At 48.9% G+C, this 15,924-nt stretch carries 19 protein-coding genes; 2 read left to right on the top strand and 17 right to left on the bottom strand.

Annotated features, from left to right (window positions below; translation table 11 throughout):
* Positions 1-57: 57 nt before the first annotated feature.
* The 5 genes from FO441_RS03915 to ccpN all read right to left on the bottom strand — a co-directional run bounded on the left by FO441_RS03915 (position 58) and on the right by ccpN (position 4,925).
* A complete protein-coding gene (locus tag FO441_RS03915; protein WP_145286057.1) occupies positions 58-462 on the bottom strand; it encodes a c-type cytochrome in 405 nt (134 codons plus the stop codon).
* Positions 463-575: 113 nt separating this feature from the next.
* The gene (gene rpoD / locus FO441_RS03910) at positions 576-1,685 is read right to left on the bottom strand and encodes an RNA polymerase sigma factor RpoD (RefSeq protein WP_145286055.1); all 1,110 of its coding nucleotides are present in this window, start codon (positions 1,683-1,685) and stop codon (positions 576-578) included.
* Positions 1,686-1,713: 28 nt separating this feature from the next.
* Positions 1,714-3,465 (bottom strand): DNA primase, encoded by a 1,752-nt coding sequence (gene dnaG / locus FO441_RS03905; protein WP_145286052.1) that lies wholly within the window; start codon positions 3,463-3,465, stop codon positions 1,714-1,716.
* 5 nt (positions 3,466-3,470) lie between these two features.
* A complete protein-coding gene (locus tag FO441_RS03900; RefSeq protein WP_145286050.1) occupies positions 3,471-4,295 on the bottom strand; it encodes a pyruvate, water dikinase regulatory protein in 825 nt (274 codons plus the stop codon).
* A 12-nt stretch (positions 4,296-4,307) separates the two neighbouring features.
* Positions 4,308-4,925: a transcriptional regulator CcpN gene (ccpN, locus tag FO441_RS03895; protein ID WP_145286047.1), complete on the bottom strand. Its 618-nt coding sequence runs from the start codon at positions 4,923-4,925 to the stop codon at positions 4,308-4,310.
* Between the two features lie 299 nt (positions 4,926-5,224).
* Between ccpN and FO441_RS03890 the strand changes: the two genes are divergently transcribed.
* A complete protein-coding gene (locus tag FO441_RS03890; protein WP_145286044.1) occupies positions 5,225-6,601 on the top strand; it encodes a glycine--tRNA ligase in 1,377 nt (458 codons plus the stop codon).
* 60 nt (positions 6,602-6,661) lie between these two features.
* On the opposite strand, the gene recO is transcribed toward FO441_RS03890, so the two are convergent.
* The 6 genes from recO to FO441_RS03860 are packed head-to-tail and all read right to left on the bottom strand — an operon-like array spanning position 6,662 to position 10,516.
* The gene (recO, locus tag FO441_RS03885) at positions 6,662-7,420 is read right to left on the bottom strand and encodes a DNA repair protein RecO (protein WP_145286042.1); all 759 of its coding nucleotides are present in this window, start codon (positions 7,418-7,420) and stop codon (positions 6,662-6,664) included.
* Positions 7,421-7,428: 8 nt separating this feature from the next.
* Positions 7,429-8,334 (bottom strand): GTPase Era, encoded by a 906-nt coding sequence (gene era, locus FO441_RS03880; protein ID WP_145286039.1) that lies wholly within the window; start codon positions 8,332-8,334, stop codon positions 7,429-7,431.
* Positions 8,334-8,741 (bottom strand): cytidine deaminase, encoded by a 408-nt coding sequence (gene cdd / locus FO441_RS03875; protein WP_145286036.1) that lies wholly within the window; start codon positions 8,739-8,741, stop codon positions 8,334-8,336. The genes era and cdd overlap by 1 nt, the downstream gene beginning before the upstream one ends.
* 15 nt (positions 8,742-8,756) lie before the next feature.
* Positions 8,757-9,101: a diacylglycerol kinase gene (locus FO441_RS03870; RefSeq protein ID WP_186365458.1), complete on the bottom strand. Its 345-nt coding sequence runs from the start codon at positions 9,099-9,101 to the stop codon at positions 8,757-8,759.
* Entirely contained in the window at positions 9,102-9,566 is a 465-nt protein-coding gene (gene ybeY / locus FO441_RS03865) for an rRNA maturation RNase YbeY (protein ID WP_145286034.1), read from the bottom strand.
* 5 nt (positions 9,567-9,571) lie between these two features.
* The gene (locus FO441_RS03860; protein WP_145286031.1) at positions 9,572-10,516 is read right to left on the bottom strand and encodes a PhoH family protein; all 945 of its coding nucleotides are present in this window, start codon (positions 10,514-10,516) and stop codon (positions 9,572-9,574) included.
* 176 nt (positions 10,517-10,692) lie between these two features.
* Here FO441_RS03860 and FO441_RS03855 point away from each other — a divergent pair, with 176 nt between their 5' ends.
* Positions 10,693-11,610: a VOC family protein gene (locus FO441_RS03855; protein WP_145286028.1), complete on the top strand. Its 918-nt coding sequence runs from the start codon at positions 10,693-10,695 to the stop codon at positions 11,608-11,610.
* 52 nt (positions 11,611-11,662) lie between these two features.
* On the opposite strand, the gene aac(6') is transcribed toward FO441_RS03855, so the two are convergent.
* From aac(6') to FO441_RS03825, 6 genes are all read right to left on the bottom strand, one after another.
* Positions 11,663-12,097, bottom strand: coding sequence for an aminoglycoside 6'-N-acetyltransferase (gene aac(6'), locus FO441_RS03850; RefSeq protein ID WP_145286025.1), 435 nt, complete (start codon positions 12,095-12,097; stop codon positions 11,663-11,665).
* Positions 12,094-12,438: a carboxymuconolactone decarboxylase family protein gene (locus tag FO441_RS03845; RefSeq protein ID WP_145286022.1), complete on the bottom strand. Its 345-nt coding sequence runs from the start codon at positions 12,436-12,438 to the stop codon at positions 12,094-12,096. Before FO441_RS03845 ends, aac(6') begins: the two co-directional genes overlap by 4 nt.
* A 39-nt stretch (positions 12,439-12,477) precedes the next feature.
* Positions 12,478-12,888, bottom strand: a complete 411-nt coding sequence (locus FO441_RS03840; RefSeq protein ID WP_145286019.1) for a cytidine deaminase family protein — start codon at positions 12,886-12,888, stop codon at positions 12,478-12,480.
* Positions 12,889-13,028: 140 nt separating this feature from the next.
* A complete protein-coding gene (locus FO441_RS03835; protein WP_145286017.1) occupies positions 13,029-13,343 on the bottom strand; it encodes a TIGR04104 family putative zinc finger protein in 315 nt (104 codons plus the stop codon).
* Positions 13,344-13,468: 125 nt separating this feature from the next.
* The gene (locus tag FO441_RS03830) at positions 13,469-13,666 is read right to left on the bottom strand and encodes a hypothetical protein (RefSeq protein ID WP_145286014.1); all 198 of its coding nucleotides are present in this window, start codon (positions 13,664-13,666) and stop codon (positions 13,469-13,471) included.
* A 66-nt stretch (positions 13,667-13,732) separates the two neighbouring features.
* A complete protein-coding gene (locus tag FO441_RS03825) occupies positions 13,733-15,916 on the bottom strand; it encodes a DNA topoisomerase III (protein ID WP_145286011.1) in 2,184 nt (727 codons plus the stop codon).
* Positions 15,917-15,924 lie beyond the last annotated feature (8 nt).

The following is a 15,924-nucleotide window of genomic DNA, read 5'->3' as shown; positions in this document are numbered from 1 at the left end:
CCTCCATCTGATAAAAATAAAAACTTCCACACAAGGCGTGTGGAAGTCTGCATTTGATTATTGGCTTGATAAGAATTCATGAAGTGCAGTCAACTGTTCGTCAGCGATCTGATCCTGACTGAATGATGGCATAGCACCACGACCTTCTCTTACTACAGTACTGAACTCCTCAACAGAAAGACTTGTTCCTGCAAGTGCAGGTCCCATTCCGCCTGAGAAGTCCTGACCGTGACAAGAAGCACAGTTATCACGTGCAAATCCTTCAGCATCAAAGTCTCCAGCAGCAGCACCGCCACCTTCGCCTCCTGCGCTTTCTCCGCCTTCACCACTACCTTCTTCGCTGGCAACGTCTTCGCCTCCGCCTTCTTCGTCAGTAGTTGCTCCTTGAGAAGAGAGCAAGAACACAAGGCCGATGCCAAGGAAGATGATAAGTATAAAAGGCACGATCGGATTACGATTCATAAAAAAACCTCCCTAATCTCTATCCATATACATATTCACATCTATAATTGTATATTAAATATGAGCAAAGTCAAAAGATTTTTTCGAAAATATTACACCATATAAACTTAAAATCAATCCATGAAATCTTTCAATCTCTTGCTTCTGCTCGGATGTCTCAGTTTTCTCAGGGCTTTTGCTTCAATCTGTCTGATCCGTTCGCGTGTCACGCCAAATACTTTACCCACTTCTTCGAGTGTGCGGGTTCTGCCATCATCCAGACCGAATCTCAGCCTCAATACATTCTCTTCACGGTCTGTAAGTGTATCGAGTACATCTTCAAGCTGTTCCTTAAGCAGTTCGTATGCTGCATGGTCGGATGGGCTCTGTGCTTCCTGGTCTTCGATGAAATCACCCAGGTGGCTGTCATCCTCTTCGCCAATCGGCGTTTCAAGGGAGACTGGCTCCTGTGCAATCTTGAGGATTTCCCTGACTTTGTCTGCAGGAAGATCCATTTCTTCACCAATCTCTTCCGGTGTCGGTTCACGGCCAAGATCCTGAAGGAGCTGGCGCTGGACACGAATCAGCTTGTTGATTGTCTCGACCATATGCACCGGTATACGGATGGTACGCGCCTGGTCGGCAATCGCACGCGTGATGGCCTGTCTAATCCACCATGTTGCATAGGTGGAGAATTTGAAGCCTTTGGAGAAGTCGAACTTCTCAACGGCCTTGATCAGACCCATATTTCCTTCCTGGATCAGGTCGAGGAACAGCATGCCGCGACCGACGTAGCGCTTTGCGATGCTGACGACAAGGCGGAGGTTGGCTTCGGCCAGCCGGCTTTTTGCCACTTCGTCACCCTGCTCGATGCGCTTCGCCAGTTCGATTTCCTCCTGGGCACTGAGCAGATCCACACGTCCGATTTCCTTGAGGTACATTCTGACCGGGTCATTGATCTTTACACCCGGTGGTGCACTCATATCATGCAGGTTAAGCTTTTCATCTGCATCTGTTGCATCCTTTTCATTGATCAGCTGGATGTCATTTTCATTGATTTCATCGAAAAACTCGTCCATTGCATCTGCATCCAGTTCGAAGCTGGACAATTTATCTGCAATCTCTTCGTGGGATAGATGACCTTGTGTCTTCCCTTTCTCTACGAGATGATTTTTGACTTGTTCCACTGAAGTGAACAGTTCGACATCTTTCGTTTCGGTTGTCTGTATATTTTTGTCTGCCATTTAAAGCCCTCCTATTCAGACTTCACACTCACCTTTTATAGCGACTGTTGATTTCGTTCAACTGCTGTACCAATCTTGCCTGGAGTTCATCATCATTGCTGTTCTCTGCGTCCTGCAGCTTGAGAAGCAGGAGCTGCTTCTCTTTCTCACTATTCCTAATACCACTTAAGTCTTCTATATAATCATTGACTTCCTCTGTCGTGATATCGTCATGGATGATCAGAGCGTCGACTTCCATCGCACTGCTGAAATGCTCTCCTTCAATATATTGGCTGAATGATGATATATCAAATTCATCATACTTGTCAAAATATCTGCACAACCCTTTAAATATAACATAATAAACAGGTGTGGTTAATACTTCTTCATCTATATTATTCTCGAAATTCACCAAAAGACTCTTATCCTTCATCAGTGCACGCAGCAGATAGCGCTCCTTGCGCTCCCGGAGCGGCGGCTGTTTCTGCCGTGGCTGCGCCACCGTTCTTGGAGCATGATCATAGGAAGGCGTCGGGACATTCTGCTCGATCGACTGGCGATCCACCTTGTAGAGCTGGCTGATATGCTGGATCAGACGGTCTTTGATCACCTGATCTCCGACGTATTTAAGGTGTTCGGTCAAAGTGCGGATATTGTTCGAAAATGCCATGTCATTGTTCATGCTCTCTTCAAGCAGGTACTCCGCCTTGAAGTGGATGTAATGACGTTTTTCATTTTTGACAAGGTTTTCAAAAGCCACTTTTCCATTCTTTTCGATATATTCGTCCGGGTCCATCCCTTTCGGCATGGAGATGACGAAGACATTGAGGCCGGCTTCAAGCAGATCGGCACCAAGCGACAGCTGTGCATTCTGGCCGGCATCATCGCCATCGAACATCAGGGTGACATTCGATGCCAGGCGGTTCAGCGACTGGATATGCTGCTCACTGAGCGCAGTACCCATCAGGCCGATGACGTTGCCGACACTGGTCATCTTCACTTTGACGATGTCGAGGTGCCCTTCCATCAGAATGACTTCATCCTGTTTTCTGATATCCTTGCGGGCATCGCTCAAATTATAGAGCAGACGCCTTTTCTGAAAAATGGAAGTCTCCGGTGTATTAAGGTACTTCGGCTCCCGGCCATCCACACTTCTTGCGGTGTAGCCGACGATATAGCCCTGGTGGTTACGGATCGGTATCATTATTCTGCCGTTGAAGCGATCATAGTAGGAGAAATTCTCTTCATTCCTGGAAATGATGCCGGCCTGGAAGGCAAGCTCCAGACTGAACCCCTTATCGGAAAGCGCATTTTTAGTGAAGTCCCGCATGTCGGGTGCGATACCGATCTTCTCCTTGCGGATGATCTCAGGGGTGAATCCCCTATCTTCCAGATATTTGAGTGCTTCCTCGCCCTCTTTGGTGTGCATGAGTATATGATGGTAGAGATCCGTCATATATTCATGTATCTTGATGAGCTGTATTTCGCTGTCACTGGCACTCTCTTCGGCAGCCGCAATTTCCACACCAAGCGGCTTGCCGAGCTTGCGCACTGCTTCGGCAAAAGATACATTTTCAACTTCCATATAGAACTGGAGCACGTTGCCGCCCTTCTTGCAGCCGAAGCAATGGCATATCTGCTTGTCCGGGCTGACTGTAAAGGACGGTGTCTTTTCGTTATGGAACGGGCAGAGACCGACATAGTTTCGCCCGCGCTTTTCCAGTTTGATATAACTGGAAACCAGTTCGGTGATGTCGGTCCCCTGTTTAACTGCTTCTACTGTTTCATCTGGTATTCTCAATCACATCATCCCTTAATATTCAAACGTCCTTCTACATGGTTCAGGATCTGGTTGGCTGTCTCCTCAATTGCCTTTTCGGATACATCAATGACAGGACAGCCGATCTTGCCGATTACCTCATTGAAGTATTCGAGTTCCTCCTGGATCCGTTTATCATTGGCATAACTTGCCGTATCCTTCAGGCCGAGCTGGGCCAGCCTCTCTTTTCTGATCTTGTTCAGTGATACCGGGTTTATCTTCAAACCGACACACTTCTTCGGATCCACCTGGAAAAGCTCCTTCGGCGGGGTCACTTCAGGCATGAGCGGAACGTTCATGACTTTGTACTTCTTATGCGCAAGGTACTGTGACAGTGGTGTCTTCGATGTTCTGGATACACCGATCAGTACGATATCCGCCTTGTCCAGCCCACTGGCATCCTTGCCATCATCATACTTGACTGCAAATTCAATCGCTTCGATCTTCTTGAAATAGTCTTCATCCAACCGGTGCACACGCCCCGGTTCGTAGTACGGCGCTTCTTCCGACTGTCCTTCAAGAATGTTCATGAGCGGTCCCATGATATCCACTGAAGGGACGTTTTCGGTTACCAGCTCCTGCTTGATGTATTTTCTGAGTTCTGGCGTAATGATGGTAAACACGACAATGGCCTTCTTGCTTTTGGCGAGGTCGATGACATCGTCCACGTTGTCCTCACTCTCTATATATGGATATCGGATCAGCACATCATCGGACTCTTCGATATTGAACTGTGACAGGCATGCCTTGGCCACTAGTTCGCCGGTTTCACCTACCGAGTCCGAAGCGATGATCACTTTTATATTCGACATTAAAACACTTCCTTATTCCATGAGATTGACAAATACTCTTGTAATGGTGGTTTTGGTCACCCTGCCGATCACCTGATCGACACCATCCTGTGTTTCGACGACCGGCAGTGAGTCGATCTGCTTCTCTATCAGCTGGTTGGCTGCGTAGATCAGCAGGTCGTTCGGGTAGCAGATTGTGATATTCGGTTTGCGTGTCATGATGACGCTGACAGGCGTTTTTTCTATATCATTCGCCCCCATCGTACCCCGGAGAAGATCTTTGCGCGAAATAACCCCCGCCAGTCCTCTTTTTTCGTCGATGGCATAAAGTGTGCCGACATCTTCCAGAAACATCTTGACGATGGCTTCATAGATGGAAGTATCCTCTTTGATCAGAATCGGCAGACTCTGCACTTCACTCACCAGAATATTCCGGATCTTGGAAGTCATCACTTCCTCCGTTTCCTTTCCGGTATAGAAATAGCCGACGCGCGGCCGTGCATCCAGGTAACCGGACATAGTCAGTATTGCGAGGTCCGGCCTCAGTGTGGCGCGTGTCAGAGACAGCTGCTCGGCAATGTTGCTGCCGGTAATCGGTCCATGCTGCTTTACGATTTTGAGTATTTTTTCTTGTCTCTCATTCAGTTCCATGCCCTCACTCCCAACATACCCAATTATAATACATTCAGACGAATAAAGAAATATAGACAAAAGTTTGCACAATAGTTGTACAGTGGCTATAATGTTAGATGAAGCGAGTTAAGGATGGTGCGAGCTTAACATTGAACTGGCATATGACTTTACAGATAAATATAAAAGCGGAGTGTATACACTAATTGGGGTGGAACCGCGGGCTATGCTCGTCCCCGGATAACAGTACTGTTATCCGGGGACGTTTGTTATTTATCGACCATACTTGACCCAATTTCAAATGTAAGGAGTCGAACAGAATGGAAATGGAAACAATTGTGAATCTGGCGAAGACGAGAGGATTTGTCTTTCCAGGCAGTGAAATCTATGGTGGACTTGCAAATACGTGGGACTACGGCCCACTTGGTGTTGAACTGAAGAACAACGTCAGGCAGGCATGGTGGAAGAAGTTCATCCAGGAATCCCCATACAACGTCGGACTGGATGCTGCAATACTGATGAATCCGAAGACGTGGGAAGCTTCCGGTCACCTCGGGAACTTCAACGACCCGATGATCGACTGCAAGGAGTGCAAATCAAGGCACCGTGCAGACAAGCTGATCGAAGATGTCATCCAGAAGGAAGACGATTCCTTCGTTGCCGACGGCCTCAGCTTTGATGAAATGAAGCGCATCATTGAGGAGCGCAACATCACATGCCCGATCTGTGGGGCACACAACTACACTGACATCAGACAGTTCAATCTGATGTTCAAGACGTTCCAGGGCGTAACCGAATCTTCCACGAACGAAATCTTCCTGAGACCGGAAACGGCACAGGGCATATTCGTCAACTACAAGAATGCACAGCGCACAATGCGCAAGAAGCTGCCGTTCGGTATCGGCCAGGTCGGAAAATCGTTCCGTAATGAGATTACACCGGGCAACTTCACTTTCAGGACGCGCGAATTTGATCAGATGGAGCTCGAGTTCTTCTGCAAACCGGGCACAGAGATCGAGTGGCAGAACTACTGGAAGGACTTCGCCGTAAAATGGCTGCAGGATCTGAACATGTCGGATGACAATACGAGACTGCGCGACCATGATGAAGATGAACTCAGCCACTACTCCAATGCAACGACGGATATCGAATATAGATTCCCGTTCGGCTGGGGCGAACTCTGGGGCATCGCAAGCCGCACCGACTTCGACCTGCGCCAGCATATGGAGCACTCCAATGAAGACTTCACGTACCATGACCAGGAAACGGGCGAGAAGTATATTCCATACTGTATCGAACCTTCCCTCGGACTCGACCGTGTGGCCCTCGCCTTCCTATGCGATGCATACGATGAAGAGGAGATGGACAATGGTGAAACACGTACCGTACTGAGATTCCACCCACAGCTTGCACCGTTCAAGGCTGCTGTACTGCCGCTGTCCAAGAAACTGAGCGGAGATGCAATCAAGGTGTTTGAACAGATCGCCGGCGAATTCAATGTCGAATTCGATGAATCACAGTCCATCGGCAAACGCTACAGACGCCAGGATGAAATCGGCACACCATACTGCATCACTTTCGACTTCGATTCCCTCGAAGACAACAAAGTGACAGTAAGAGACCGTGACACGATGGAGCAGACGCGTGTAGCGATTGACGAACTGAATGACTTCCTGAAACAGAAAATCAAATACTAGCAGTAAAAAAGAATGCGAGGAGAGAATCTCGCATTCTTTTTTATTTTGCCTTTTATAGTATTATTGGCCGGCATCCTCCATCGATTTGATCAGCCGCCTCGATTTGAAGTATACGCCGGTGTATTCATCATAGATCATTTCAATGAATGACAGGAGCAGCCTACCATTCTCCTTTGAAATATTGACGGATTCCACATTATCGATCGGCACATGCTTCATGTAGCCGGCCAGATAGAGGACACGGTTGCTGACGGGGACAGCCCGCCTGACAGTTTCCTCATCTGCACATCGTGAGCAGATGACGCTGTGGTGACTGAATGAGTAGTGTGTAAACAGCGACCTGTCGCGTGTCTTGCAGACTGCACATTCGTCGACGTTGATCTGCCCGCCATAGTACGGCAGCATCTTGATGGCAGTGAACGCCGTGACGCCTGCCGGCTCGCTCTCTGCTTCCAGAAGCCCGAACGACCGGATCAGCAGGCGGTAGAAGCTGTCCTGCTTCATATCCTCTTCCAGCGCCCGTGTAATGAGCTCCATGATATAGGAACCGTATGTGTACACCGTAAAGTCCCCATTCACTTTTTTGAACGGCTGGATGACATCCACTTCATTGAGTGTCCCGATGCCTTTGAAACGGTTGTAGGTGAAAAGTGCTTCCTTTATCCCCTGCCTGAGGACTATGAATGGACTTTTCGGCTTATTGAAGCCTCTCGACATCAGCGGCACCTGGCTGCCGTCCTCTGTCAATACGGTAATGATCCGGCTGGACTCGCTGTAGCTGGCCTGCCGGATCATTACACCTTTCTGCTGATAGATCATCCCGTTCTCTAGTACTCCTCGTCACGATAGCCGAGTGAACGGATGAATTGTGATTTATTGCGCCAGTCCTTCTGGACTTTGACCCATAGTTCCAGGTAGACCTTGCTGCCGAGCAGGTTTTCAATATCCATGCGGGCGAGCTGGCCGATTTCCTTGAGCATCTTGCCCTGCTTGCCGATGACCATGCCTTTTTGCGAGTCACGTTCCACATAGATGGTTGCCTGGACATGGATCAGTCCCTGATCATTCTCTTTCATCCGCTCGACTTCAACACCGATGGCATGCGGAATCTCCTGACTTGTCAGGTGCAGTGCCTTCTCTCGGATCAGTTCGCTGACGATGAAGTGCTCCGGGTGATCGGTGATCCTGTCTTCAGGGTAGTACATCGGCCCTTCCGGCAAGTAGGATTCCAGAACTTCGAGCAGCCTGTCGATGTTGTTGCCCTGCAGTGCAGAAATCGGCACGATATCGGAGAAAGGCAGCTTATCCTTGTATACTTCGATCTGTTCGATCAATTTGTCCGGGTGGACCAGATCTATCTTGTTGAGGACGAGGATGATCGGTGTGCGTGTATTCCTAAGCATTTCGATGATATACTCGTCGCCGCGGCCGATCTCTTCCGAAACGTTGACGAGAAACAGGATGGCTTCCGTTTCGCGCAAAGTATTCCTTGCCACTTTCATCATATGTTCACCGAGCTGGTGCTTCGGCTTGTGGATCCCTGGCGTATCGATGAAAATCATCTGACTCGTTTCAGTCGTATGCACACCCTGGATCTTGTTTCTTGTCGTCTGGGGCTTATCCGACATGATGGCCACCTTCTGCCCCAGTACTTTATTCATGAATGTTGATTTGCCTACGTTCGGGCGTCCGATGATGCTGACGAAACCCGATTTGAATTCATTTTCTGTCATTATTCCATATCCTTTCCTGAAAAGCCGAGCGGCAGCAGGTCATCCACAGTACGTCTGATCACCTTGCCGGCATGGCTGACAAGGTATACCGGCATGTCACCTTCACATAGTTCCTTCATGACCTGTCTGCATGTCCCGCAAGGACTGGAAGGCTCTTCCGAGTCCGTGATGACCACTATGGCCTTGAATTTCTTTATATCATTCGAATAGGCACTCACCAGCGCACTGCGTTCTGCGCAGATTGTTGCCGGGTAGGCCGCATTTTCTATATTGGCACCGTATATATACTGATCGTCTTCTATGACCAGCAGTGCACCTACATTGAATTTCGAGTATGGAGTGTACGCCCTGCTCTGGGCCACCTTTACCTCGTCAAACCATTCTTCTTTAAAAATTCCATCGTTCACGTAAACATCTCCTCATTAAAGCAAATAGGGTATAAAAATAAACAATGCGACAATGACCGCATAGAGTGATGACAGCAGCACTGCCGCCGCCCCTGCATCCTTGGCCGCTTTCGCCAGCGGATGATACTCGCCGGTCGTCAGATCGACCGATGCCTCAATGGACGTATTCAAAGCTTCAGCAATCAGCACGAAAAATATGGCACTGACGATGAAAAGCCACTCGATGCGTTCGATCATCAGTATGGCACCGGCAGCTATTGTCGCACCGGCAAGCAGGAAGTGGATGATGAAATGGTTGTCTTTACCGACCAGCCAGCGTAGGCCCATGACAGCATATTTGAAACGATTGAGCAGTTTCATCTAATCTTCCCGGGTGACACCGAAAGCTTTGAGTATCTCGTCCTGAAGACCATTCATTTCCTTTTCCTCTTCCGCTTCCATATGATCGTATCCGAGCAGGTGGAGAAAACCGTGAAGGCTCAGAAACATCAGTTCACGCTTGTAGCTGTGGCCATAGTCCTTGGCCTGCTCCTCGGCACGTTCCGTACAGATGATGATATCACCGAGTGTCCGCAATGCATCTTCGTGAATCAGGTTATCCTCCTCATCCTCCATGGCGAAACTGATGACATCAGTGACCGCATCCTTGTTTCGATAGTCGCGGTTGATGCTTCGGATCTCCTCCTGATCGACGAATGAGATGCTGACCTCAGCATCATCGTGCTGTTCAAGATGGTCATAGGCAAACTGGATCAGGGATTCTATTTCATGCTTCTCTTGTTCATCAGCAAAGCCGTCATCGTCCAGAAAATCGACATTGATCAAGATGCTCACTCCTTTTCATATGCTTTTATGATTTTGGATACAAGCGGGTGACGGACAACATCCGATTCATCCATCTTGTTAATGGAGATGCCATTGACATTATTCAGAAGGCGTACCGACTCGACGAGCCCACTTTTCGTTGAACCCGGCAGGTCAATCTGTGTTTCATCACCTGTAACAACCATCTTCGAACCGAAGCCGAGACGTGTCAGGAACATCTTCATCTGCATTTCCGTCGTGTTCTGCGCTTCATCGAGAATGACGAAAGCTTCATTCAATGTCCGGCCACGCATGTACGCGAGCGGCGCTACTTCAATGACGCCACGCTCGATCAGCCGATCCGTCTGCTCTGCTCCGAGGACGGTATGCAGTCCGTCATACAGAGGTCTCAAGTAGGGATCCACCTTCTCCTTCAGGTCACCAGGCAGAAAGCCGAGGTTTTCACCCGCTTCAACAGCAGGCCGTGTCAGCACGATACGTTTGACACTATTTTCACGGAGCATCTGGCATGCCAGTACAACAGCCAGGAACGTCTTGCCGGTACCCGCCGGACCGATGCCGAACGTCAGATCCGTCCGCTTGATATTTTCAATATAGAGACGCTGTCCGGTCGTCTTGGCTCGGATTCCCTTGCCTTTTATATCCCGGGCGATTTCTTCATTATAAAGATCTGCAAGGTACTCGATTGTACCCTTTCTTGCCATCATTGCAGCAGACTGGACATCCCTCAGATTGATGGACATCCCTCGCTGGATGATCTTCAGCAGATTGATCAGCACATCTTCCGTCAATTCGACATTTTCATCACTCTCACCATCCACGGTGAGCTCATTGCCGAGTGTATGGATGGTGACATCAAATTCCTCTTCCAGAAATGTTATATGCTGATCGTTTGCACCGATAAGTGCCTGAGCCTCTTCCAGGCTATCGATATTTATAATATTAGGCATGCATAATCCCCTTTTATCAAAGTCTCTTTCCCATTAAATTTACCACTAAGATACTGCTACTGCAATGAATTAGTGCGCTTTCATGATACACTTGGCAGAGTAAAGCACATCTACCAAAAGTGTAAATTTATCATACATTTGATATAATAGCGGAAAAGAGTCTGGAGGGATCTGAAATGAAGAATCAGCACATTGTTCCCCATCTATGGTTTGATGCCGAAGGAGAAGAGGCAGTGGATTTCTACACGTCCATCTTTCCGCAATCAAAGGTGAACGTTAAAACGTACATGGAAGACACACCGTCAGGAGACACACCTTCACTATCATTCGAGCTGATGGACTACAAGTTCATGGCCATCAGTGCAGGCCCCTACTTTACGCTGAATCCGGCCATTTCGTTCATGCTGCTGTTCAATCCTGCATCAGATGAGGCGGCTGAAGGGAATCTGGAATCACTGTGGAATAAGCTTATGGAAGGCGGCACGGCTCTGATGCCGCTCGACGCCTATCCTTTCAGCAGCAAGTATGGCTGGGTCCAGGACAAGTACGGAGTGACGTGGCAGCTGATACTGTCTGATGGATCCGGACCGGAACGTTCGAACATCGTTCCTGCAATGATGTTCGTCGGAGAGAATCATGGCAGGGCAAAAGAGGCCATCGAATACTATGTCTCCATTTTTCCGGATTCGGAAGTTGGCGAAATTGCGCAATATCCGGGTGATATGCCGCCTCATACAGAAGGGACAGTAATGTATGGAGACTTCAGGTTGGGGCAGCAATGGTTCTCTGCCATGGACAGTGCAGAAGATCATGACTTCAACTTCAATGAAGCCGTGTCCCTCATGGTCCAATGCAAGGACCAGCAGGAGATCGACTATTATTGGGAAAAGCTGTCGGCAGTACCTGAAGCCGAGCAATGCGGCTGGCTAAAAGATAAATTCGGTGTGTCCTGGCAGATCTATCCGACTGCCATGGAAGAAATGATGGCTGAGGGAACCCGTGAACAGATCAACAGGGTGACGGAAGCTTTTCTGAAAATGAAGAAGTTCGATATCGCAACTCTGGAGAAGGCATACAGAGGCGAAAACAGCTAGGTAGCTCAAAGACCGGCGGATATCGGTTATCCGTCGGTCCTTTCAATTCCAATCATAATTTTTTATAGAATGAAACGGTACGCTCGACTTCCGTGAATCCAAGATGCTGATGCATTTCAATACTGTTGTGATTATCAAGCAGACAATCACTGGCAAAGTCTGAACACCCTTTGTCTGTGGCCCACTGTTCGCATGCATCTACCAGAGTACGTGCGTAGCCTTTACGCCTATGCTCGTTCTCAACGAAGATGCCTTCGAGATATCCTGCCGGCGATGATTCTGCACCTGGTACATAGTCCACCCGCAGGCTGCAATGTGCAAAGCCGACTGCGCCTTCTTCAGCTCTGGCAATGAATACAGCGTCATTGCTGCTTGAAATGTAGACGTCGAAGTCGCGTTCCAGTTCCTCCCTGGTGCTATCCGGCCAGAGTTTGAGAGCAAGGTCTGCAAAATCCTGGATATTCGAGCGATCTACGCGGGCAATCATCGGCTTTCCATGGCGTCATCATAAGCCTGCAGTGCTTTACCGCCATATACACTGCCTGGTCCGCCACCCATGACGATGGCAACGCCTGCAATTTCAGCGATCTCTTCACGTGATGCACCAAGCTTGATCAGTTTATTTACATGATTGCCGATGCAGCCTTCGCACTTGTCTGCAATCGCGTAGGCCAATGCCGCAAATTCCTTGGTCTTCTTGTCCAGTGCACCTGGTGCGTAAGCTGCATCCTGGAGGTCCTTGAAGCTTTTCATCGTATCCGGAATGCTCTTTTGCAGTCTTTTCGTGTTGCCTTGTGCTGTTGTATTGATTTCATTGAAGTGTGCCATCATCTTTCACCTTGTCCTTTCGAAATATCGTTTTCAGGATCATTTCTTTGCCGCTTCATCCGACTGCAGATACTTGAAGTCCCACCGTTCAGGCAGCAGCGCTTCAAGCTGGGCAGTCCCGCCCGGCAGGCCGATTTCACAAAAATAGTTGTTATCCCCGACCTGGTTCATCAGTTCACGGCATCTGCCGCATGGTGCCATGATGGTGCCGTCCTCATAGACTGCGATGATCCTCTCTATATCCTGTTCACCGGCAGTCACCATGGCTGCAATGGCGGAATGCTCTGCACAGAACCCAATGGAGGATGGCAGGTCCATTGCCACGCCTGTATAGACGTTGCCCGCTGCTGTCTCAAGCGCAGCAGCCACATGCCCCACCTTGCCATTGCGGCTCGTCCGCCTCGTATTCAGTTTCTGTTTCGCAATTTCATAGAGTGTTTCCATTTCCATGATGGTTTCCCCTTTATCGTAGCGTAGTCCTTATATTATATCAAAAATTAGACGAATCCTTGCCATTCATGCTTTTACAGCTGTACTGCTTCCATACATAAAAAAGGAACTGCCCTGGCAGTCCCTTTAGTATATTGAATCTATTCCATCAAGCCTTTGTGTTCTGTTTCCTGATCTCCTGATAGTTCGATGGTGAACAGATGGATGACTGCAATTGCGATGAACGCCGCCAGAATCAGAAGTGACATGGCTACAATTGAAATATCGAAGAAGGCTGGAATCAGCATCAGTAATGGAATCAACAGCATCATCATCAGGCTGCGTTCCCTGTATCTTTCTGATAGATACTGCATCTGGCCGCATGAGGGGCATGCCATGCCAGGAGCAATTGCAGTATATCGCTTGAGTGCTGAACTGACGCTCCAGTTTTCATGACAACTGCTGCAACGTGTCAAAGTACCTCTCCTTTGCTTTAGGTGGCAACATGAACATGTCCGTACTCCACCTTGTGGAGGCATTATGCCACAGGATGATTGAAAATACAATACCACCTGACAATCCTTACATAGGTACATGACACTTAACAGGTGTTCTTTGCAAACCTTCTATAGAAGAAGTAGCTGAGTCCGAATGCGACCACGGTTGAAATGACGATCGGCAGTATCGAAGAGCTTGCATAGACAATAACCTGGCTGGATTGCTGACCGGCTGTTTCCCATGGATTCCCAGCTCTCACCGGCATGAAGAGCGTCGATACCATATTTGTGACGACCATCATAATGAAGAAAACGACTCCGAAACTGATTACTGCGATAGTGTATTTTATCCTTTTATCAGATCTCCCTTATTTATCCAGATTCAATGCTTTGAGCTGTTCGGCGAGTGCATTATTGATCGGTTCATCCGCTTCCTGTTCTTTCATATATTTCTTGACGGTCCGCTTGTCGACTTTGCCGCGGCCTTCCTTCTTCCTTCTGGCTTCAAAAGCAGAGAGTTTCTCCCTGTGGCCGCATGTGCAGGTGAAGATCTGGCCTTCACCTTCTCCACTCAGTGTCATTTTCTTTTTGCATTTTGGACAGCGGGCGTTGGTGATTCTCGCAACATTCTTACGGTGGCCACACTCCCTGTCCTGGCATACGAGCATCTTGCCCTTCTTGCCATTCACTTCAAGCAGCGGCTTGCCGCAGTCGGGGCAGGATTTGCCGGAAATGTTGTCGTGCTTGAACTTCTTATCGCTGGCTTTGATCTCGAGAATGATTTCTTTCGTGTGGGACTTCATTTCCTGGATGAAGACTTCCTTCTTCAGTCGACCTTTTGCGATGGCTTCAAGCTTCTGTTCCCAGACGGCAGTCGTGGCAGGTGACCTGAGTGCATCTGGCACAAGGTCGAGCAGCTGCCTGCCTTTTGAAGTGATCTTGATTGCCTGACCGTTCTTTTCGATCATGAAGGCATTGAACAGCTTGTCGATGATGTCTGCGCGCGTGGCAACAGTTCCGAGCCCGCCTGTGGAATCGAGGATATCTTTCAATTTCCTATCCTGCACTTCCATATATCTGGCCGGGTTCTCCATTGCGGAGAGCAGCGTCGCCTCGGTGAATCTTGCCGGCGCCTTCGTCTGGCCGCTTGTTCCGCTGATGCGCTGGACCGAAAGTGTGTCACCTTTTCCGAGCTTCGGCAGCTGCTGATCTTTGACATCTTCCTCGACCTCGTCTTCATACTGGTTCGAGTAGGCTGCTTTCCAGCCTTCCTTCTGAACAGTTCTCCCCCTGGCTGTAAATGTCTCCCCGGCCGCTTTAGCTTTTATTGTCACCTGTTCGAATTCATGCGGCGGCAGCAGGACGGCGAGAAATCTTTTGATGATGATGTCATACAGTCTGCGCTCCTTCTCGTTGAAGTCGCTCATATGGACATGATTTTCAGTCGGGATGATGGCATGGTGATCACTGACCTTGCTGTCGTCGACGAATGACTTGTTTGCCTGGATCTTCCCTCTCAGTATACGGGTCGCTGTAGCACGGTAGTCACCAATGCCGCATGCCTTCAGTCTTTCAGGCAGCGTCGGAACAATATCCTGTGAGAGATATCTGGAGTCGGTTCTCGGATAGGTGACCACCTTATGCCGTTCATATAGTCCCTGCAGCACACTCAGCGTCTCTTTCGCAGAGAAGCCGAACTGTTTGTTGGCATCCCGCTGAAGTTCAGTCAGGTCATACAGACCCGGTGCAAACGTCTTTTTCGCTTTGCTTTCGACAGAGTCGACCACCATTGTGCTGCCGTCGGTTTTATTGGCAATGGCATCGATCCTGTCCTTGTCAAAGCTTCTGCTGTTTCCTTTGTCATCCTGCCAGGTCAGTTTGAGACCGTCCGTAATGACTTCAACACCATAGTACGTCTTCGGCTTGAAATCCCTGATCTCCGCTTCCCTGCTTTCAATCATGCCGAGTGTCGGTGTCTGGACACGTCCACAGTTGAGCTGGGCATTGAATTTTGTCGTCAGTGCACGGGAAGCATTCAGGCCGATATACCAGTCGGCCTCAGAACGTGCGACTGCCGCTTCATAAAGATTTTCGTAATTTTTGCCGGGCTTTAGATTCTGGAACCCTTCCTTTATCGCCTTGTCGGTGACGGACGAAATCCACAGACGTTCGATCGGCTTGTTCACTTTCGCCTTCTTGATAATCCAGCGCGCCACAAGCTCACCTTCACGGCCCGCATCTGTTGCGATGATGATGCGATCGACATCTTTTCTGAGCAGCTGCGACTTCACTGCATTGAACTGTCCGCCTGCCTTCTTGATGACTGTCAGTCTGAGTGGATCCGGCAGCATCGGCAGATCTTCAAGCTTCCATGTCTTATATCTACTATCATAGCTTTCCGGGTCGGCCAGAGTGACGAGGTGACCCAGTGCCCATGTCACGATGTGGCGGTCCCCTTCCATGAAGCCGTTGCCTTTTTTATGGCAATTCAATACTTTCGCAATATCTCTTGCCACAGAAGGTTTCTCGGCAAGTACTAGACTTTTGGCCAAATTCATTC

It is taken from the genome of Salinicoccus cyprini (assembly GCF_007713705.1).
GTDB classification, from domain to species: Bacteria; Bacillota; Bacilli; order Staphylococcales; family Salinicoccaceae; genus Salinicoccus; species Salinicoccus cyprini.
Note: the sequence above shows the minus strand (reverse complement) of the source record. Positions and strands in the feature narration are given on the sequence as shown.